The sequence below is a fragment of the Bacillus sp. MM09(2025) genome (assembly GCF_050496725.1).
In the GTDB taxonomy this organism is placed as follows: domain Bacteria; phylum Bacillota; class Bacilli; order Bacillales; family Bacillaceae; genus Bacillus; species Bacillus pumilus.
Genome location: NZ_JBNWEN010000004.1, coordinates 2,155,212 through 2,175,746, shown reverse-complemented (window position 1 = coordinate 2,175,746; position 20,535 = coordinate 2,155,212). Strand labels below are relative to the sequence as shown.

Annotated in this window: 20 protein-coding genes; 9 read left to right on the top strand and 11 right to left on the bottom strand. The window is 39.9% G+C overall.

Annotation, left to right across the window (positions count from 1 at the left end; all coding sequences use genetic code 11):
- Nucleotides 1-40: 40 nt before the first annotated feature.
- The 3 genes from ACQYAC_RS17130 to ACQYAC_RS17120 all read right to left on the bottom strand — a co-directional run bounded on the left by ACQYAC_RS17130 (nucleotide 41) and on the right by ACQYAC_RS17120 (nucleotide 5,616).
- Nucleotides 41-2,965 carry an SIR2 family protein gene (locus tag ACQYAC_RS17130; protein ID WP_429943756.1) on the bottom strand — a complete coding sequence of 975 codons (2,925 nt, stop codon included), beginning with the start codon at nucleotides 2,963-2,965 and terminating at the stop codon, nucleotides 41-43.
- Between the two features lie 297 nt (nucleotides 2,966-3,262).
- On the bottom strand, nucleotides 3,263-4,648 hold the full coding sequence (rlmD, locus tag ACQYAC_RS17125; protein WP_429943755.1) for a 23S rRNA (uracil(1939)-C(5))-methyltransferase RlmD: 1,386 nt from the start codon (nucleotides 4,646-4,648) through the stop codon (nucleotides 3,263-3,265).
- Nucleotides 4,649-4,746: 98 nt separating this feature from the next.
- Complete coding sequence (locus tag ACQYAC_RS17120) at nucleotides 4,747-5,616, bottom strand: DNA-3-methyladenine glycosylase family protein (protein ID WP_429943966.1); 870 nt, start codon at nucleotides 5,614-5,616, stop codon at nucleotides 4,747-4,749.
- Nucleotides 5,617-6,049: 433 nt separating this feature from the next.
- Here ACQYAC_RS17120 and ACQYAC_RS17115 point away from each other — a divergent pair, with 433 nt between their 5' ends.
- The 3 genes from ACQYAC_RS17115 (at nucleotide 6,050) to ACQYAC_RS17105 (ending at nucleotide 8,179) form a co-directional block, all read left to right on the top strand.
- On the top strand, nucleotides 6,050-6,562 hold the full coding sequence (locus ACQYAC_RS17115; RefSeq protein WP_044139727.1) for a hypothetical protein: 513 nt from the start codon (nucleotides 6,050-6,052) through the stop codon (nucleotides 6,560-6,562).
- Between the two features lie 133 nt (nucleotides 6,563-6,695).
- A complete protein-coding gene (corA, locus tag ACQYAC_RS17110) occupies nucleotides 6,696-7,655 on the top strand; it encodes a magnesium/cobalt transporter CorA (RefSeq protein WP_169057345.1) in 960 nt (319 codons plus the stop codon).
- Nucleotides 7,656-7,687: 32 nt separating this feature from the next.
- On the top strand, nucleotides 7,688-8,179 hold the full coding sequence (locus tag ACQYAC_RS17105; RefSeq protein WP_429943754.1) for a DUF2716 domain-containing protein: 492 nt from the start codon (nucleotides 7,688-7,690) through the stop codon (nucleotides 8,177-8,179).
- 35 nt (nucleotides 8,180-8,214) lie between these two features.
- Here the strand turns inward: ACQYAC_RS17105 and pdaA are convergent, their stop codons facing one another.
- Both pdaA and ACQYAC_RS17095 read right to left on the bottom strand, forming a co-directional pair.
- Entirely contained in the window at nucleotides 8,215-9,006 is a 792-nt protein-coding gene (gene pdaA / locus ACQYAC_RS17100; RefSeq protein ID WP_058015735.1) for a delta-lactam-biosynthetic de-N-acetylase, read from the bottom strand.
- Between the two features lie 101 nt (nucleotides 9,007-9,107).
- Nucleotides 9,108-9,299: an SE1561 family protein gene (locus tag ACQYAC_RS17095; RefSeq protein ID WP_012009274.1), complete on the bottom strand. Its 192-nt coding sequence runs from the start codon at nucleotides 9,297-9,299 to the stop codon at nucleotides 9,108-9,110.
- 146 nt (nucleotides 9,300-9,445) lie between these two features.
- Here ACQYAC_RS17095 and yfkAB point away from each other — a divergent pair, with 146 nt between their 5' ends.
- The 4 genes from yfkAB (at nucleotide 9,446) to ACQYAC_RS17075 (ending at nucleotide 12,764) form a co-directional block, all read left to right on the top strand.
- Nucleotides 9,446-10,567, top strand: a complete 1,122-nt coding sequence (yfkAB, locus tag ACQYAC_RS17090; protein ID WP_429943753.1) for a radical SAM/CxCxxxxC motif protein YfkAB — start codon at nucleotides 9,446-9,448, stop codon at nucleotides 10,565-10,567.
- A 7-nt stretch (nucleotides 10,568-10,574) separates the two neighbouring features.
- Nucleotides 10,575-11,411: a mechanosensitive ion channel family protein gene (locus ACQYAC_RS17085; RefSeq protein WP_058015734.1), complete on the top strand. Its 837-nt coding sequence runs from the start codon at nucleotides 10,575-10,577 to the stop codon at nucleotides 11,409-11,411.
- Nucleotides 11,412-11,512: 101 nt separating this feature from the next.
- Complete coding sequence (locus ACQYAC_RS17080; RefSeq protein ID WP_429943752.1) at nucleotides 11,513-11,914, top strand: nuclear transport factor 2 family protein; 402 nt, start codon at nucleotides 11,513-11,515, stop codon at nucleotides 11,912-11,914.
- 130 nt (nucleotides 11,915-12,044) lie between these two features.
- A complete protein-coding gene (locus ACQYAC_RS17075) occupies nucleotides 12,045-12,764 on the top strand; it encodes a YebC/PmpR family DNA-binding transcriptional regulator (protein ID WP_003218036.1) in 720 nt (239 codons plus the stop codon).
- Between the two features lie 679 nt (nucleotides 12,765-13,443).
- Here the strand turns inward: ACQYAC_RS17075 and ACQYAC_RS17070 are convergent.
- From ACQYAC_RS17070 to ACQYAC_RS17060, 3 genes are all read right to left on the bottom strand, one after another.
- Nucleotides 13,444-14,226 (bottom strand): YfkD family protein, encoded by a 783-nt coding sequence (locus ACQYAC_RS17070; RefSeq protein ID WP_429943751.1) that lies wholly within the window; start codon nucleotides 14,224-14,226, stop codon nucleotides 13,444-13,446.
- A gap of 67 nt (nucleotides 14,227-14,293) precedes the next feature.
- Nucleotides 14,294-15,361: a calcium/proton exchanger gene (cax, locus tag ACQYAC_RS17065; RefSeq protein WP_058015730.1), complete on the bottom strand. Its 1,068-nt coding sequence runs from the start codon at nucleotides 15,359-15,361 to the stop codon at nucleotides 14,294-14,296.
- A 65-nt stretch (nucleotides 15,362-15,426) separates the two neighbouring features.
- Nucleotides 15,427-15,804 carry an OsmC family protein gene (locus tag ACQYAC_RS17060; RefSeq protein WP_144463008.1) on the bottom strand — a complete coding sequence of 126 codons (378 nt, stop codon included), beginning with the start codon at nucleotides 15,802-15,804 and terminating at the stop codon, nucleotides 15,427-15,429.
- Between the two features lie 75 nt (nucleotides 15,805-15,879).
- Here ACQYAC_RS17060 and ACQYAC_RS17055 point away from each other — a divergent pair, with 75 nt between their 5' ends.
- On the top strand, nucleotides 15,880-17,061 hold the full coding sequence (locus ACQYAC_RS17055) for an MFS transporter (protein ID WP_429943750.1): 1,182 nt from the start codon (nucleotides 15,880-15,882) through the stop codon (nucleotides 17,059-17,061).
- Nucleotides 17,062-17,271: 210 nt separating this feature from the next.
- On the opposite strand, the gene ACQYAC_RS17050 is transcribed toward ACQYAC_RS17055, so the two are convergent.
- Genes ACQYAC_RS17050 through ACQYAC_RS17040 form a run of 3 tightly spaced genes read right to left on the bottom strand, consistent with a single transcriptional unit; the run spans nucleotide 17,272 to nucleotide 18,932 of the window.
- Nucleotides 17,272-18,090, bottom strand: a complete 819-nt coding sequence (locus tag ACQYAC_RS17050) for a YihY/virulence factor BrkB family protein (RefSeq protein ID WP_044139737.1) — start codon at nucleotides 18,088-18,090, stop codon at nucleotides 17,272-17,274.
- 18 nt (nucleotides 18,091-18,108) lie between these two features.
- Nucleotides 18,109-18,441 carry a YtxH domain-containing protein gene (locus ACQYAC_RS17045; RefSeq protein ID WP_144463016.1) on the bottom strand — a complete coding sequence of 111 codons (333 nt, stop codon included), beginning with the start codon at nucleotides 18,439-18,441 and terminating at the stop codon, nucleotides 18,109-18,111.
- A 20-nt stretch (nucleotides 18,442-18,461) separates the two neighbouring features.
- The gene (locus ACQYAC_RS17040) at nucleotides 18,462-18,932 is read right to left on the bottom strand and encodes a low molecular weight protein-tyrosine-phosphatase (RefSeq protein ID WP_429943749.1); all 471 of its coding nucleotides are present in this window, start codon (nucleotides 18,930-18,932) and stop codon (nucleotides 18,462-18,464) included.
- Nucleotides 18,933-19,106: 174 nt separating this feature from the next.
- Here ACQYAC_RS17040 and ACQYAC_RS17035 point away from each other — a divergent pair, with 174 nt between their 5' ends.
- Nucleotides 19,107-20,462, top strand: coding sequence for an alanine/glycine:cation symporter family protein (locus tag ACQYAC_RS17035; RefSeq protein ID WP_429943748.1), 1,356 nt, complete (start codon nucleotides 19,107-19,109; stop codon nucleotides 20,460-20,462).
- Nucleotides 20,463-20,535: the final 73 nt, after the last annotated feature.

Below are 20,535 nucleotides of genomic sequence, written 5' to 3'. Positions count from 1 at the left end.
ACATGTACTCAAGGTTCATATTAGTAGGTATGTTCAAATTCTAAATAAAGTAATTCATTAATATCTCCAAATATCTCTTATCGTTCGTGTTTTTCACTCTTTCTTTTAATATCTGAATTACATGATCTTTCATATGCTTATTTCTTGCGATTTCATCAAGTAATCTACCATTGAAATTTTTTAACCACGCTGGTATAAACCTTTTGTAATCAAAATTCTCTGGCTTTACAAAAAAATCGTATTTATCATCAATACCAACATATTCTTCTATTTCCAAATTATTTAATTCCCCAAGAAAATACAGAACACCAAGAGTACCCATGTAGTCGGTATTAGAAAAATGTATTCCTGTTTTTTTCTCAGCAATGGAATGTTTCTTTTTTGTCTCTAAATAATTAATAACTATTTCTTCATGCTCTACACTAACCTCATCAATTAAGCCCATTCTATATGCAATCATTAGATCATCTATATCTTCAATTTTTTTCAAACTCAAAAGGTGACTTTTAGCCTCTATAGATAATAATGATAATAAACCAAAAAGAAAATTCATTTGTTTTTGCTTTTCTTTCGTTAAACATAAAGCAATTTCGGATAACCTTTTTGAAATGAAACTCTCCTCAAAGTGATTAATTAAAGCACCGTAGTCTCTGGAATATCGACCATTAGATGACAATTCAGAAAAATTCGGATCATTTTGTTTTTCTGCCTGTAACACTAAAAAATCATCAATAATTGAAATTATTGACTTTGGTAAATCATTATATATAGTTAATCTCTCTAACCATACATGGCGTTCTCCTATATTTAAATATCTTTCAGGAATATGAAATAACAATGTTTTTACTATTTTCATAAGTCCCTCTTCTGACAGTTTTATATATTTAGCAAAGTAGAGTGCTACTTTTGCTTCATTTATAAACTGATTATAAAAAGCGATGTTCATTTCATTAGCAGAAAATTGCTTAGTAATTTCTTCTGCTATACGGACTAAGTATTCTTCAATTTTTTCCTGTTTATCAAACCTAATTTTATCAATTGAACAACTTTTCTCTATATTCTTTATATCATCAATTTTAAAGTTTCTCGTTATATTAACGAAATCGTAGTAATCAATATAAAAATCTGTTTTCGTCCCACCAAAAGCAACCCCAATTTCATCAATATCCCTCGTTCGCTCATATTCAGCCTTTTCTATTAGTAGACTCATTGAGTTTCTTACATATTGATGGAATTCACGAAAAGAAGTAGACCAAATAAAATTTTCATATAAGAAACGCAAGTTATCAGTAAGACGAAGAAGTATAATAATATCAGATGACAATCCAAAAGAATAAGACCCTTTGCTCATTTCAGAACGAACTTTATTAGTCAATTCAAAAAGTTTTACAGTATCTTCATATAAAAACTGATTATCACTTAAAAACTCAAGTATCTTATATTTTTTTTGAAACCCCGACGGCATACCACTAAATAAATTGCCTATATCAAAATTTTTCATTTCACTGTCTATCCTAGCAAGAAAATCTTCAGTAAACAATCCATGGCCTCTAAATTGTGTTTCAGATTGTGTTATCGATTGATAAACTCTATATCTATTTATTTGTGATAGATAATGTAAACATAAATTTGATTCTTCTATAGAATTTAAAATGACTTCTGAATAAAGATTATAGGATTCTTGCCATCTACCTAAACACGCAAGGAAAAATGCTTTTTTAAAATCATCCTCAATATTCATAGATTGTTCTTCAATAAATTTCCTCATCTCATCATACTTACCGTGATAAGCCAAATTACTAATTTCTATTGATACATTCATAGTGCCTGCGTCTTTCGCCATACAGATAATCCCATTCGTCTCAAAGAAATTAAAAATAGCATTAAACATTTCACACTGTTCTTTAGAAAGTTTACTTCTCTCATTGTTATCCTCTCTTAATTTAAAGTAATGCTCCATATAACCAAAGCCTTTATTATTATGCCTAACAACAGTACCATTCACTTCAAAATGGTAATCGTATTCAAAAACATGTTTGAGGTCAATTTTACGAATATGCTGTAAGGAAAATAATGGGCTGATTTTTTCATATATATATTCAATTACATCTTCTTTTGTAATAAATTTATTTTCTTTTGAATCAATCAAATAATTCATTACTGTTGAGTAACGTTTAAAATAGTCGGTTTCACTACTACCTTTCAAACTAGCTGCATCAATTATTCGCAACCCTTTTTTTTCATAATAAATTAGAGTCTCTTTTTCAATAGGTGAAGGATCTGTTCTAATAAAAAATGGTTTATTATAACTATCCCTTTGTAATTTTCTAACCCAATTCAACAACATATTAATATTGTAATCTGCTAAACCATAACCTAAAAAAACAATGGTGTGCGTTGCAATTATTGTCTTCATTAGATTACTAATAAGAGGATAATTCTGGTCATAATTCAGATAGTCATCTTCTTTCAATACTACATTTTCTCCTTTGTATCCCAGTCTAAAATCCCCGTGAACCTTCAGTATATACCTCGGTGAATTGGCATTAGCAACGTCTTCTTCAGCGCTTATTACACTAAAATACTTTCCTCTCTTCCAACAAGCAGTTTCAATCAAATTATCATAATTTGTTGTAATTATATGTACTGGATTCATAGCTAATATCTTGTCATGTATTTGATTAGTAGACTTATCTACCTGAAAAAAGCCTTCTAGTATATTATCAAATGCAGCTGGGCCTTTGACATTATAAAATATTTGAGGTATTCGAAGAAGTTCATCTGAAGAATAGGTTCCATTCTTAGAACTCCCATAAAGTTCTTCATGATACTTATCTACCAACCTCCACCATTGAGGGTAATCTGAAAGCGTTGAAACTCCCGCACCAACAAAAAAAACTAGTTTTCCATTCCGTGAGGATGTTGTTATTTCTTTTATATATTCAAATATATTACTATTCGGCATAAGCACCTCTCCCTATTTCCTAAATACGTTTCGGTTCAAATATACCTTAGTTATCGACCATTCAGTCATCAAGTTATAGGTTATCGTTAAATTAAATTACTTGTAATACTCTATGTATTTTTAAAAATAATATATAACAATTAAAAAATTAACATTTAGGGTAAGAGTTACAATACACAAAAAATATACGTGATTCCTTGAGAGTAATGCGGAGAACTAAAGTTTAAAGAGGAAAGGAAACAATTTTGAAAAAATAGGCTCGAAAATCTAATATGATTTTCGAGCCTTGTTTAAAGTCTATTTTTTCACGAGAGATACAACAGTCTCCACATGCGCGGTATGCGGGAACATATCGACTGGCTGCATGTATTCGATTTTGTAGTCTTTTGACATGTATTCGAGGTCTTTTGCTAGTGTTGATGGGTTGCAAGAGACGTAGACAAGACGTTTTGGTTTGACTTGTTTGACGGTGTCTAAGAAGGTGCGCTCACAGCCTGTTCTTGGCGGGTCCACGACGATGACGTCAGGACGGAAGCCTTCTTTGACCCATTTTGGCAGCCAATGTTCAGCTGTTCCTGTCACATAGGTCGCGTTTTTCATGCCGTGTTTTTTAGCATTTTTCTTGGCATCATCAATCGATTCTTTGATGACATCCATTCCTCGTACTTCTTTGGCGCCATCTGCAAGCCACATCCCAATCGTCCCAACGCCGCAATACGCATCGACAACTTTTTCTTTGCCAGTCAGCTTTGCCGCTTTTTTCGCTTCGTCGTAAAGCTTTAGCGTTTGCTTCGGATTCAATTGGAAGAAAGCACGTGCACTCAGTTCGAAGGAGACGTCTCCTAAAAATTCTTGAATGACCATGTTGCCAGCTAGGTGAGATGTCTTATGGCCAAAGATGACCGACGTTTTTTCACCATTGATGTTGTGCATAATGGACGTCACTTCTGGCAGACGTTTTTGAATGGCTTCGGCAATTTCTTTTTTCTTTGGAAATTCAGGTTTTGATGTGACTAGAACGACCTGTACTTCACCTGTTTCAAAACCGACACGCACAACAATTGAGCGTACATCGCCTTTTCTCGTCCGTTCATTGTAGACCGATACACCGAATTTCTCTAAAATTTTGCGGACAACGCCCGTTGTTTTGTTCGTTTTTGGATGCTGCACGATGCATTCCTTAATCGGTACAAGCTTATGAGAGTTCAGTCCGTAAAGCCCTGCAATGATGTCACCGCTATGAGAACGCCCTACTTGGAACTGACTTTTATTTCGGTAGTGCCATGGATCTTCCATACCGATCGTCGGCCTGATATCAAGCTGTTCAACTGGTAGTTTTGTATGTCGTTCCATTGATTGAATGACAATATCTCGTTTTTCCCTTAGCTGCTGCTCATACGCCAAATGCTGAAGCTGACAGCCTCCGCACTCTTCGTATACTGGGCATGGCGGTTTCACTCGATGCTCGGAGCGCTTTCTTACTTTTCTAACCGTACCTTCTGCATATTTTGCTTGGACATTCGTTGCTTCCACAACCACTTCTTCGCCTGGAAGCGCACCTGGGACAAAGACCACTTGCTTTTTAAAATACCCGACCCCTTCCCCATTAATGCCAAGGCGTTTAATGGTAAGCGGAAACTGCTGTCCCTTTTGCAAAAGGGCACCTTGCTGTTTTTCCTTCACTTCATTCTCTCCGTTCTATCTGAACCCTTGATAGGTTGTCTTCATTTTATTCCATCTCATTAGTATACCATGACTTGGACAAAGAGAGAAAATCCCTTTCATTTATCTGTCTCAATGCTTCTCCATAAATATAAAGATGCGTAGCTTAAATAGGGAGTCCAATCCTTGCTTAACACTGCCATCTCTTCTTTTGTCGGCTTTTCAGGCAGGTCAAAATGACGCTTGATGGCGTTTTGAATCCCGATATCTGCCATCGGAAAGAGATTTGGTCTTCCAAGTCCATTCATGAGCACATTTTGAACTGTCCAAGGTCCAATCCCTCTAATTGGAAGCAGACGTTCTTCCACCTCCAGATCAGTTAATTCGTGTAATTCTTCTAAACAAAGAGAGCCGCTCACAATTCGCTTTGAGACATCGATGACATATTCCGCTTTCCGCTCACTAAATTGGAGCTTTCTCAATTCCTCTGTTTCAAGTGAGGCGATGGTTTCTGGTAAAGGATCAAACCAAACCCCCTCTATTTGCTCGCCGTACGTATGAACAAACCGTTTTGTGAGTTCATAAGCAAACGCCAGATTAAGCTGCTGATGAATGATGCATTTCATCAAGCAATGATATAAATGAAAATCCAGCATGAGAGGTGTCCCCTTATGACGCTCAAAAACGGGCGCTAGATTTGTTTGAGAAAAATGCTCATTCACAGCGTCTAATTGATGTTCCATGCCAAATATCCGTTTCACCTCACAGATGAGAGGTTTCTCAGGACCATTTCCTTTCACCCGAAACGTGGGCGCTTCTTTTGTTCCGGTGGCTCGAACGACGACAACGTATGGTGTTAGTTCTAATCTGATTGGTACTTTGATCTCTCTTTTATTTAAATCGACTGCTTTTAATGGATCATTTGATAAGCGACGCAGCACTTGATCAAAGTGATATGGCGGTTCAACGGTCAGCTCTTTTTCCCACATATTTTCCTCTTCCTTTCTGCAAACACGAGATGCGATTGTTTCACTTTGCATGAATGATTCTCTATATTGAATACTTTCTAACATAAAGAGTACAAGAATTTATCAGTTATATCTTCCTTATTTCCGGTCATTTTCCTTTTGGATGAAGGAACATTTTTAGTCGAATTCAGCTAAAATTCGACAGCACCCTTCATGATATTAGGTTCATTTTCCTTAAATTAGAAATAGACCCTCTGGGTGATAGCTTCTATCTTGAAAATATTTGTATAATTATGACATATCAAGGAGGTGAACAAAGAAATTAGCTGATTAGGCAATCATTTGTTTTATCTTGCAGGAACATACTTTACCTCATTGATCACCGGCTTCACCTAGTTTCACTTTTTACGAAAAAGAAGACCCAAACTTTTTTTAAAAAAAGGAGATCTGACCAATGAAAAAAACCATTCTTTCTATTGCCCTTGCCACTGCTGTTTCTTCGACACTACCAGTATTCGCTGACGCTGCGGAGAAAAAAACGTCAGCACCCGTCTCTACTACACTACAGCAAACTGTATTAAACAAAGCGGCTGAAGGAAAAGCTGGAACGACAGCTAGTCCTAATGTTAACGTCAACTTCGATGTTCTTGGAATTGCCAATGCCATTGTGAACGCAGTAAACGCAAATGCCAACCGTTCTGGATTCGTTAAAAGCGTGATGGAAAGCACATTCTATGCTGCTGGCGGCAGATATAATGTCATGGTCTTTAACCTCAGCCAGAACTATGAAGACCGTTTTAATGGTGTGAAAACTTTTGCTACTGCTAATCTTGGCAATGTCGTTTATGGTATTTGGGTATTTGAAAGCGGCACCTTTAAAAACAACGGTGATGGCGGCTGGGATAACTGGGCGTTCAGAGGCTGGTTTGACCGTCAAGATAAATTTGTTACGTTCCATCGTCCTTAATTCTCGGTTTTATCCATCAATCATACACGCACATTGGACCGATCTCAGTGATGAGATCGGCTTTTTTTATGCAGAACACGTATAAGTTCACCGGTGCTGCTTCATGATATAATGCAAGTCTGGAGGGGTGCACATGCTGAAGAAAATTGCAGTGACAAAAAACGGCGACTTGATTGAACATGCAACATTGCAGCAGCTTTCAAGCCCCGATATCGCCTGGTATTGGATTGATTTTCATGCGCCTACGGAAAAGGAAGCCGCGCTTTTGAAGGAATACTTTCAATTCCATCCGCTTGCGATTGAAGATTGCTTCCATTATTTACAGCGGCCGAAGCTTGATTTTTATGAAGGCTATTTATTTTTCGTGCTTCATGCTCTGAATCAAAAAACGCTTCGATCTGAGGAAATCGATCTGTTTGTTGGTGACAATTATATCGTGACCTTTCATTTGAAGGAAGCGCCATACATTGACCGTGTCATTCGAAAACTCAAAGAATCTGATAAAGCCCGAAACAGCGGGCCTGAGCATATCGCCTACATGTTAATTGATCAGCTTGTCGATGATTATTTCCCTATTATTTATCAAATAGAGGACAGGCTGAATGAAATCGAGGATGAAGAAGGTCATAAAACATATGGAACATTGATGAACGAAGTATTCGGGATTCGATCCGATTTGCTCAAACTGCGAAGAACGATTATCCCGATGAGGGACCTTTTATATCGTATTGTCAACACGAATATGATGAGAAGTGATACGAACCGGCAAGCATACTTTAATGATATTTATGATCACCTTTTGAAACTAACCGAGATTGTCGAATCAAACCGTGATATGACAGCCGATTTACGAGACAGCTATCAGACGCTGAATTCTAATCGAATGAATGCGATCATGATGACATTGACCATTGTGTCGACCATCTTTATTCCACTAACCTTTATTGTTGGGGTGTACGGAATGAACTTTGATAACATGCCTGAATTACACTGGAAGTATGGCTATTTTGGCGTACTGATTTTCATGGGTCTGCTCGTCTCGGGTATGCTTTTGTGGTTTAAGCATAAAGGATGGTTCCGCATATTCAAATAATGTGTAGAGAGAATGGCTGAGGAGGCGGTTAGATGAAAAACTGGATTCCATTGTCTCATCAAGAACAAAAGCTCGTATGGGAGACGCTCTATCGAGATTTCAAATTTCATCCGAGTCTCTCTCGTTTCCCCTCATTTCGGGTACCTTCTCCTTTCGTTACATATGATATTTCTGCTTATTTTGAGGACTCTTGCCTTCTACATGCTGATGAAGACCTTGAAGAGAAAGCATTACTTGTTTTTCAGGAGCTTATCAGAACAGACGAATATATGCTGGCACTTGATTGGCAGCACGAATGCTACTGGATCACACCATACGGCTCATTTGAAAAAGATGAATTTGGAGAATGGACAGTGCCTGTGCTTCCGAACGGGGATTATTATTTCTTTTTATCAAAAGAGATGCATTGGGGCTTGCTAGGACATCCTTGGGAGCAAAGTATCACAATTTTTGGTGAGGGCTTGATTGATTCTTTCTCGCGCCATCATCCGATTTTGTTTCAGCGTAAAATAAGAGAAGGATAAAGAAAAAGCTCGCAGGTGTTCTGCAAGCTTTTTTTCTATAGCTGAGGGAGATGCCATACTTTTTCAAGCATGAGATCGTCTAGGCTTTTAAAGGCATAACCTTGTTTTTTCAGTGCCGTGATGGCATCATCCAATGCCTCGGCATTGTCCCTTGAGACGGTATGAAGTAAGTAAATGGCACCTGGGTGCGCCTGCTTCATCATCTGATCGTAAGCATACTGTTTTCCTTTTTGATGATGGATATGCCAGTCCACAAACGCCACTGACCAAAAAACGGTTTGATAGCCGAGCTCTTTTGTTTCCTTCAGCACTCTTTCACTGAATACACCGCGCGGCGGACGAAGATAGAGATTGTCTTGTTTTCCAGTGATTTTGTACACGGCTTCATTGACACGCCCAAGCTCTTCTTTGATTTCTTTCGTACTCTTTGTTGTTAGATCTGGATGATGATAGGAATGGTTGCCGATGATATGACCTTCCTCTGCCATACGTTTGACGAGCTCCGGCTGGTCCTTAACAAAGTGTCCTGTCACAAAGAAAGTGCCTGGTACTTGATGTTTTTTCAGCACATCTAAGATCTTCGGCGTGTACCCATTTTCATAGCCATTGTCAAATGTAAAATAGATCTCTTTCTTTTTCGTGTTTCCTAAATAGAAGGCATCATACTTTTTTAAAAGGGCATTCAGTTCTTTACCCGCATCTGCCGGCTTATGTTCTTTGCTTTTCGCAAATCCCCAATGGACAGGCTGATTAGACACGGCTTCCGCTTCTGAGAGAGGCATAGATACAAAAAGCGCACATAAACAGATGAGCATGTATTTTTTCATTTACGTCACTTCCCGGTTTTTCTTCTATTGTGCAGAATAAGACCGAGACTCATACACTGATCCACCTGCCAATTTAAAGAAAAAAGCCCGCACTGTGCGAGCTATTCTTCCTTCCAATCATTTTTAAACCGTTCATATTTCGCTTCTAGGTCGTCAATCATCTGGATCAGTCTGTCTATATCCTCAACATCTGTTGATTCAGGATCTAATGAATCAATCACATTCATAAACATATCTAATCGGTTCTTTAAATAATCAACCTGCTGCTCTTTGCTGTCTGCTGCCTTGCCCATAGATACACTCCCTTTAGCATTTGTTTCTAGCTTATCTTTTTTTCCCTTGTAAATCAATGAAACCCCACTTGCGTATAACGGTGATGGGGCTTAAAATTAACTGTTGGCGGGTCCACGTTTGCCCGAATGAAAAGGAGATAGATACCATGAACCAAAAAACAGCACTTCGTCCGATTACACCTGCATATGACCCTTGGGAAGCCTATCTCGATGTGCAGGACTACGGAGAGATGAAGCTGACAAATATTGAATTTACAACCACGACGTTGTGTAACATGAGATGTGAGCACTGCGCGGTCGGCTATACTTTGCAGCCTAAAGACCCGAATGCACTGCCGCTTGATTTACTGCTTCGCCGTTTAGATGAAGTTCCGCTTCTGCGCTCAATCAGTATTACAGGCGGAGAGCCGATGCTTTCTCTCAAATCTGTGCGGGAATATGTCGTCCCTTTATTAAAGTATGCCCATGAACGCGGCGTCCGTACACAGATCAACTCAAACTTAACGCTTGATTTGGCGCGATATGAAGAAATTATTCCATACTTAGATGTCCTTCACATCTCACATAACTGGGGAACTGTCGAAGAGTTTGCAACGATCGGTTTTGCGATGATGGACAGAAAACCAACCTTTGAGCAGCGTGAGAAATTATTTAACCGCATGATTGAAAATAGCCGGGCACTTGTCAAAGCAGGTGTGACCGTATCTGCTGAAACCATGCTTAATAAGCGTACGCTTCCATATATTGAACACATCCACCGGCAAATTGTGGAGGAGATGAAATGCCAGCGCCACGAAGTTCACCCGATGTACCCAAGTGATTTTGCCAGCGCACTTGAATCATTGACGCTTCCGCAAATGCGTGATGCGATTCATCAACTGCTTGATATTCGTGATCAAGACACATGGATGCTGTTTGGCACCCTGCCATTTTATTCTTGCAGCACAGATGAAGAAGACCAGCGCCTCCTCAAACGATTGCGTCAGGAGAAACATGTCACGGTACGAAATGACCCTGATGGACGCTCACGGCTGAATGTGAATATTTTTGATGGGAATATTATTGTGACAGACTTTGGTGATACACCGCCGCTAGGAAATATTGCTACTGATACATTGCAATCCGCGTATACTCGCTGGATGGACACGAAATTAGCAAAAGAGCTGAATTGTCATTGTCCAAGCGTACAATGCCTTGGTCCGAATGTTCTTGTGAAAAACAGCTATTATCAAGATGTTGATTTTACTTCTCGTACAGCCAGGGGGTAACCGATAGATGGACGATACTTTTCTGACAGTAGTCAAGAACAAATACATTGAAATTCTCCTTGTTGGACTCGTACTTTGGCTTGCCGTCTTTTTGATTAACAAAGCGCTTCAATTGTTCTTTAAACGAACAGAGTTTATAGAAGACAAGAAGAAAAAAACGATCGAGAGCTTGGTCAAATCTGTTTCAAAATACACCGCTTCGATTTGCTTTGTATTGTATGTCATTTCTCTCTTCTTTCATGATTTCGGAAAAATTCTTGCAGGTGCTGGTGTGGCTGGGATCGTCATCGGTTTTGGCGCCCAGACGCTGATTCGCGATATTTTAGCAGGCATTTTTCTCATCTATGAACGTCAAATTCATAAAGGGGATTATGTGACAGTGAATAACCTCTTTAATGGAACGATTGAAGAAATTGGTCTCCGATCTCTGCAAATTAGAGAATGGAGCGGCAAGCTGTTAACCATTTCTAACGGAGACATCCGGCAAATCCAAAACTATAACATGCACTACATGCGGATTACGGAGTCTGTGTTAATTAGTGCAAATCAAAACCCAGACACAGCCTTTCAAGCACTCGAAACGGCCTGCGACAATTTAAATCAAATGCACCATGATTTTCTCAAAAAAGATGAATTCCAGCATGCCATCGAACCGTTTCAAGTTCATGGCATTATGGGTCTGAACAAGCTGAACCGCGGGATTGAGATCACAGTGAAAGGAATGGTCGAAGACGAAAAATACTTCGATGCTGCCCTCGCTGTCCGAAAAGAAATGATCAAACAACTTCATCAGCATGATGTCAAATTGCTTGAAGATCTCGTCTATCCCCAGCCTGCAAAATAACCTCATTTGTGATGGGGTTATTTTTTTGATTGTTTTTTGTTAACCAGTTAACTATAATAAAATATAGTTAACCGATTAACAAAAAGAAAGGATGTTGATTCATGACAAAAAAAGAGGCGCTATCATTTATTAAAGAGATGTATGAAGAGGTGTTAACCAAATTCAATATAGAAAAAGTGGAGACATATTTTTCACCGGAATATCAGCAAGTGACAGATGGAAAGATTTCGACACTTGATGAGTTTAAAAAGCATCTATCCACATTAAAAGGATTGACAAAACAGCTTGAGATCCCCGCTTTTCATGATCTGTTATTTGATGAAGAGGCGCAGCAAGGGTGTTTTCGTTACACGGTACATGTGGAACTCGCAAGCGGAGACAGGGGTTTTATTGATGTCATAGCTCTTTTCACGTTATTAGATGGAAAGATCATTCGATGCGATGAACTGACGCGGGCTCATGAAAAACATGAAACGTTTGAACAGCTTGGACACATCAGCTAAGATATCTCTTCAGTCAGCCTCCTAACTTCTATCCTCTTGACTAATTCATGTATAATAGAAAATAGATTGATTTCATGCAGCATGGGGACCCTCATACTGTGTATTTTCTAAGTGAAAGAGAGTGAATAAGATGGGTCGTAAGTGGAACAACATTAAAGAAAAGAAAGCATCAAAGGATGCCAGTACAAGTCGTATTTACGCAAAATTCGGGCGTGAAATCTATGTGGCTGCCAAACAAGGTGAGCCAAACCCAGAATCAAACCAAGCACTTCGTTTTGTCCTAGAACGTGCAAAAACATATAGTGTCCCAAAACACATCGTGGACCGTGCCATTGAAAAAGCAAAAGGCGGTGCGGAAGAGAATTTCGATGAGCTGCGCTACGAAGGATTTGGTCCAAACGGATCAATGGTGATCGTTGATGCCCTCACCAATAACGTGAACCGTACAGCGTCAGATGTTCGTGCGGCTTTCGGAAAAAATGGTGGAAACATGGGCGTAAGCGGCTCCGTTGCCTACATGTTTGACCAAACAGCTGTCATCGGTGTCGAAGGAAAAAGTGAAGAAGAAACGCTTGAGCTTTTAATGGAAGCAGACGTTGATGTACGTGACATCATGGAAGAAGATGAAACAGTGATTGTATACGCTGAACCAGATCAATTCCATCAAGTACAAGAAGCATTCAAACAAGCCGGCGTAGAAGAATTCACTGTCGCTGAAATCACAATGCTTCCTCAAAATGAAGTGACATTAGATGATGAATCGAAAGCACAATTTGAAAAGCTGATCGATGTATTAGAAGAGCTTGAAGACGTGCAGCAGGTTTATCATAATGTGGATTTAGGGGAATAAAAGGAAATTTTGCCATAACATAAGTTTATTTAAATAAACTTATGTTATGGCTTTTTTATTTAAAACTCATCATATCTTTTGAAAGCAAAACTTTATATTCAAATTAGGAAAAGCGTATCTTAATAGAATAAAGTTAAATTTTATATTATTGTGTAAAATTTAACAAAAAAGGTTCACTACTCCTTTGTCTAATTGTATTATAGTGATTACGAGAAATAATACATAATTTTATATATAAAAGTTAGGTGGTGTTATTATTTTTAAAATATGGTGGAAACAATATTTTGGATTTATGATCATACCATTTATTACTATGGGGTTTATCTTTAACAACTTCTCTCACTTTACAAAAATTTTCTATTTCATTTTCCTTGCTTGGTTATTATTTAATGTTATTGACTTTTATAGAAGTGAGGTAAGAAACAAAAAGGACAAAAAGTCATGAAAGGGGTGTAGACGTTGATATTTGAAGTAGCCACGAAATTTTTTAACTATCAAGATTTATCTATATGTATCATGATGATAGTTGGAATGGTTACTTTTGGTTTATCTAGTGTATACATATTGTTTATCAATGGATTAATGATTGGTGGAGCTTTTAAAATATCACGCATGACATTAATAACTTTACGACAAATTAAACCCCCTCTTCTATAGTGAAAGAGGGGGTTTTACTATGTTAATTCATCCCTTGAAACCCAAACGTCAGGTGATCCTGCACAGGAATCCAAGCGCCGATTCCTTGCGAGGTCACGTTTTTCACGACGAGTTTGCGTTTATTTCCTTTAAGCACAAGGTACACTTCTCCGTATGTGACCTTTCCTTTTTCATTAATCGCTGGTGCATAGGCATGAAGCGATGCTGCTTTTTTCGGAGAGACGTGGTATGACTGATCTCGCTTTGTTCCTCCGCCAATCACGGTGTCAAAAGCGAGGGGCAGCTTTGTCTTTTGAATGGCTTTTTGCATCATCAATGTTTTTACATCTTCTGGGCTTGGCACCTTTGCTGTGAGCCCGCCGCTCACTTTTACTTGCTGCTTTTGAACGTACTTGCCAATGGCTGTTTTGTTGCCGCCTCTGTTATCAATGTGATTTGTATTCACTTTTTTGTATTCCCAATTGGCCACCGTTTCGTTTGAATCGTAGCTCAGTGCCCATCTTCCAAGGAAAATGGTCGCACGGTAACCAATAGCTAATGGCGTCCCTGAAATACTGGATTCATTCAGCATTTTGATCAAATGAGTATTCTCAATCGGCACATCTGTTGTTTTAAACAATTCGGCTGTCAGCTCGCTCGGCTGGAGCAATGGCTGATCCTGTGACGCATTCGGATACGTATTCTCCTTAGAAATACTAGCGACAGACGATGGCACCTTAAATGGTTTCGCCGCCTCCGCTGGAAAACTGTATAGAAAACTTAAGGATAAGAGAACAACAAACATGATGCGGGGCATCTTTTTCATATCATCACTCTTTCTCATTCATTTTTCCATAGTATTTTCCGCAAAGTCGTCCCTTATCCACAAAAGATTATAAAAGGAAAAATCCAATCGCCATAATGAAATAGGCAGCAAGTAATGTGGCGCCTTCAAACCAATTGGTATCTCCGTCATTAGATAAAATGACTGTAAGTAATACAGCGGACGCCATGGCAATGAGCTCTGGTAAGGAGAAAATGAGCGGCATTTGCGTATTGAAAAAAAGCGAACTGATGACAAGGATTGGTGCCACCATCATCGCAACCTGAAGCGTGGAACCAAAAGCGATTTCCACTGCGACATCCATTTTGTTTTTATACGCCATGATAACAGCAGAGGCATGTTCTGCGGCATTGCCGACGATGGCCACAATAATGACTCCGATAAACAGCTCACTCCAGCCAAATTGCTTCCCTACCGTATCAAATGTATGGACGAGGCGCTCTGAAATGTATGCAACGGCCATCGTTGCAAGCAGCAAAATCAAAGTCGCAAACTTTCCAGACCATTCAGGTGTTTCTTCTTCCGTCTCTGCTTCGCCTTCCATGCTCTCCTGCTTAGCAACATACACCCCGCGGTGGCTGACCAGTTTGAAATAGAGCGCCGCGACATAAAGCAAAATCATGACAATACTGATCCCAATGCTTAAAACAAACTGTTTATTCTCTGCCATCTCCACCGAAAACACTTCTGGAATGACAAACGCCACAATAATGGCAAACATGAGCAAGCCTGAGTTGTGCCTTGCATCATGGACATTGAACACTTGGCGCTTATATTTTAAACCGCCAACGAAAAAAGACAGCCCCGCCACAAGCAGTAAGTTTCCGATCACTGATCCAGTTAATGATGCAAGGACGATGGCTGTCAGTCCTTGCTTTAATGCAAAAAACGAAATAATTAACTCCACCGCATTTCCAAATGTGGCGTTTAAAAGCCCGCCAATTCTGGGGCCCGCTATGATGGCAAGACTTTCTGTGGCTCTTCCCATAAAACTAGCAAGACCAATAATTGCGATACAATACACAGCAAACATGATAACCTGCGGAAAATGAAGAAAACTGCCAATCACCGATAGCGGTACACCAATTGCGACAATCACAAGAAACAAACGATTCATACAGCCATTCTCCTTTACATATGTCTGACTGTTATTCTTTCGTGAGTGCCGGCATCATATACATTTTAGATTCGCGCGTGTGAGAAGGTGATATCAATACTTCCTTTCACGGACTGCACCATAGAGCAATGCTTCAATGCAAGGGTGATCACTTTATCGATTTGTTCATCAGATGTATTAATGTCTTCAAATAAGATATGTAAATGAATGCTGGAAATCTTGTTTACAGCTCCTGCCCTTGTCGTTTCAGGTGTAATCGTCAGCCCTTCACAAGATATTCGCTTTTTCCGGCAAACATGAATGAGCATTTCTCCAAAACAGCCAGCAATAGCTGAGGTGAATAATTGAGATGGCCTGTACCCCGTTTTTTCATTGCCTGATATATGCAACTGCCCTTCATCTATTCTCGCGATCCATCGATCCGTTTCGTATCTCAGTTTCATTCCTTTTCCACCTTTCTATTGAAACCCCTATGGTTCCATTGTACGATGAAAATATGAACTTGTAAGGAGCTTCTTATGTCGAGAATTCACTTTATGATTTTAATTTTACTTGTATCTGTATCAGGTTTTTCGCAGGGAGCGTTACTGCCTGTCATTTCGATTATTTTTGAACATGCCGGGACTTCTCCTACGTTAAACGGACTGCATGCCACAGGCTTATATCTTGGCGTGCTGCTAGCATCTCCCTTCATGGAAGCGCCGCTTCGCCGGTTTGGGTTTAAGCCGTTAATTGTCATTGGAGGCGCCGCTGTCTTTTTAAGCTTATTCAGCTTTGTGTTTTTTGAATCTTATGTTGTCTGGTTCTTCCTGCGGCTCATGATCGGGATTGGTGATCATATGCTGCATTTCTCTACACAGACATGGGTGACCTATGCTTCATCATCAAGAAATCGAGGACGAAATATCTCATTGTATGGATTATCATTTGGACTTGGTTTTGCCGCTGGACCTTTTTTAACTCCACTCATTGAAATCAATCCATCTTTACCTTTCATTGTTTCTGGTGCTGTTAGCTTATGTATTTGGCTGCTTGTTTTTGTTTTGAAAAATACATATCCAGATACGGGCGAAGTGCAGACGTCAGAGCAGACAAACAGTTTGAAGCGCTTTAAGAAAGCCTTTCAATTTGGCTGGGTCGCCTTTATGATGCCGTTTTGCTATGGATTTTTAGAAACGACGCTTAATAGTAACTTCCCTGTATATGCGCTAAGAAGCGGGGTTACAGTAGATGCGGTTGCGTTTATTTTACCTGCGTTTGCCATTGGGAGCATTGTCTTTCAGCTTCCTCTTGGGATGCTCAGTGACCGGTTTGGCAGGCGCCGCATCATTTTATGTGTCACACTCGTTGGATCTTTCTTTTTCCTACTAGCAGGAATATTCATTCAATCCGTTTTGGCTGTTGCGATTTGTTTCTTTATTGCCGGAATGGCAGTAGGCTCTACCTTCTCACTTGGCATCAGCTATATGACCGACTTATTGCCAAAGCATCTGCTGCCTGCTGGAAATTTGATGTGCGGGATGGCGTTTAGTGCGGGAAGTATTCTCGGTCCTGTTCTCGGTGGAATCTTTGTGCAAACGTTTGAAGGTATGAATTTACTTTACCTTGTCAGCATCGTGATATTATTCGTGTTTTTCTGCGTTCGATTCGGACGGACGGCGGCAGTTCTTGAAAACTCCAATGATGCCATTTCTAAATAAAAACTCCTCTGTACCCATGCAGAGGAGTTTTTTTTCATTTAATGATATCCATTTTGTCCGTTCGCACTGCCGCTTGTTTTGTTCTTAGGTTGATGGCCTTTATTTTGTTTCGTATTGCTTCCGCCTTTTTTTGATTGTTTGGACATATGTGATTTCCCCCATCCATTCAGTTTGAACTTGATCGTTCTTCTTTAGGATGCCCGGATTTCATTATAGTTTGCCTGGTACGATTTTACGCTTATGTAAAAGCGCATTGAGCTCGCCGCCAAGGATAATCATGATGCCGGTTAAATAAAACCAGATCATTAAAATAATGATTCCCCCAATACTTCCGTACATCGCACTGTAGTTGGCAAACTCGCCTACGTAAAATGAAAATAGCATGCTCACCAAAATCCATCCAATCGATGCAAAAATGGCACCTGGCAGAACAAATTTTAATTTAAGCCTGATGTTTGGAGCAAAATAGTATAAGGATGTAAAAACAATCAATAAAATGAGCGGGCTAATGATCCATCTCATCGCAGTCCATACAGTGAGAAAGGCATCTGACTGCCCAACTAATTTAGCGACGAATAAACCAAGTTCTTTGCCAAAGACAGGCAGCATCAGGGCAAAAATAATGGTCAAAACCATCGCAATCGTTAAAATGATCGATGTTAAACGTACGAGAATGAAGGAACGATTCTCCTCAACTTCGTAAGCATGGTTAAATGCTCTAACAACGGCATTAATGCCGTTAGATGCTGACCAAAGCGCGGCAATAATCCCGAACGACAATAACCCGCCGTTCCGATTGTTCAGCGTCTGTTCGGCGATGGATTCAATCATCGATAGCGCTCCTTCTGGCGCATAGCCAGAAATGACGCTCAGGACATCCTTTGACGTCAGCGGCAAATACCCAACGAGTGTCAGTACGAAGATGAGAAACGGAAATAATGAAAGCAAAAAGAAATAAGCAAGCTCAGCAGATTTTGCCGGTCCTTCATGCAGCAAAAAGCGTTCAATTAACGCTTTAATAAAACCCATACGCCTCATCTCCAATGATCAATCTGTCTGTTTCGATTGAAAGTGATCCTTTGTTTCTTCAATAATTTCTAATACCCTTGGGGTTGTTTCCTTTAACTGATTGACCTGTTCATTTAAAAATGACAAATCATCTGAGACTGTTCGCATCAGCTGCTTCGTTTCTTCCATCTTTTCTTTCATGCAAGCTGATATTCTGCCTGGCTCTTGGCAGACCTCTTCCAGCTTTTGCTGGCAGTCATTCCATTTGTCTTTGAGTGCAATTCTTGTTGGTCGATGAAATAAAGTCAGCAATGCGCCGCAAGCGGCACCTAAGAGAGCTCCTCGGAGCACAATTTGATTTTTTTCTTCCATCTCATCTGATCTCCTTTCAGTTAAAGGTGGTTCTCTTTCTTTACATACGTCAAAAAACGGTCAATTCCTTTTTCAATTAATTCATGGACTTCCTCAAAGTTCCCAGTGTAATAAGGATCTGGCACATCATCTCGATCGTCGTCTTCTACAAAATCAAGAAGACGGCCAATAAAGTGATGTTTCCCATAGCCGGCTATACTGCGAAGTGCCCCTACATTTTCAGCATCCATCGCAATGATATAGTCGTATGTTGTGATGTCTTCATCCATGATTTGTCTTGCGGACATTCCTTCATAGCTGATGCCTTTTTCATCAAGCAGCTTTCGCGTTCCTTCATGCGGGGGACTGCCTTGATGCCAGCCGCCAATACCTGCTGAATCAATCACAAAGTGCTCGCTAAGCCCCTCATCTTCTACTTTTTTTCTAAACATGGCCTCTGCCATTGGTGACCTGCAAATATTGCCAAGACACACGAACAACACATGAATCATCCTTCATTCTCCTCCTATCTTTTCCCTAAGAGTTCTTTTCGAAAACCTTTTCTCTATCATAGCAAGTCCCTTTTCTTTTGGAAACTTTGCAAGAAAAGCTCTCATCGCCATTGACAAAATACACAAAAACAGGAGAAACTTTAGGAGAATTACACAAACAAAGGGGGATATTAGATGGGAATAATTGAGCAGTTTGTCACAACGATGAACAATTTTTTGTGGGGGCCTCCCCTGTTGATTTTAATTGTTGGTACTGGAATATACCTCACCTTTCGCGTTCTCTTCATTCAAATTAGATTACTTCCTTATTCTTTAAAGCTCGCTTTTTCAAAACAAGACAAAATGTCAGAAGGGGATATTTCCCATTTCCAAGCATTAATGACGGCTCTCGCCGCAACTGTCGGTACAGGAAATATCGTAGGTGTGGCCTCGGCTGTTATAGCGGGTGGTCCTGGTGCAGTATTCTGGATGTGGTTTGCTGCATTTTTCGGGATGGCCACCAAATTTGCCGAAGCTGTTCTTGCTGTGAAATACAGGGTCAAAAACGAAAAAGGCGAAATGTCTGGCGGACCTATGTATTATTTAGAACACGGGTTAAAACAGAAATGGCTAGGGGTGCTATTTGCTGTTTTCGGTGCCAGTGCTGCCTTTGGGATCGGCAACCTGGTACAGTCTAATTCCATCTCAGGCGTGATGAATTCTACTTTTCAAATTCCAACATGGGTAACAGGTATCATTATTACAGCTTTTACAGCACTTGTGATTTTAGGCGGAATTAAAAGCATTGGACGGGTCACATCTATTTTTGTACCGGTCATGGCTTTATTTTACGTCATTTGCGGTCTGATCATTCTTGTTATGAATGCTGACCTTGTTCCAGGCGCAGTCGGTCTTATTTTCTCAGATGCCTTTACCGGTCAAGCCGTGGCAGGTGGTGCAATTGGGACTGTCATTCGCTGGGGTGTGGCACGAGGAGTATTTTCCAATGAAGCAGGTCTTGGGTCAGCACCAATTGCTGCTGCGGCTGCGAAAACGGATATGCCTGCCCGTCAAGCTCTCGTCTCTATGACGCAAGTGTTTATTGATACAATCATTGTTTGTTCTATCACTGGCATTACCATTGTCATGGCAGATATGTATTTAACAGTGAAAAGTGATGCGCTGACCTCGTTATCCTTTGCTCACTTCCTCGGTCCAGCTGGCTCAACCATTGTGGCAATCGGGCTGCTCTTGTTTGCCTATTCCACCATCATTGGCTGGTCCTATTATGGCGAAAAATGCTTTACATATTTGGCGAAGGATTCGTACGTCATGTATTATCGTATCGTGTTTGTGATAGCTGTCTTTTTTGGTGCCGTGTTTAAAAATGACTTCGTCTGGGGTGTGGCAGATATGCTAAATGGACTGATGGCGATTCCAAACTTAATCGGGCTCATCGGTTTATCAGGGGTTGTCGTATTTGAATCCAAACGAATCATTGATAAGATTAAGCAGGAGAAAAAGGAGAAAAACATCTCGGTGTCATCTTAATAGCCCTTTTATTCTTTTGCATTTCTGTTAAAATAGACATATTATTCGACACATATGCAGGAAAGGACGTGCC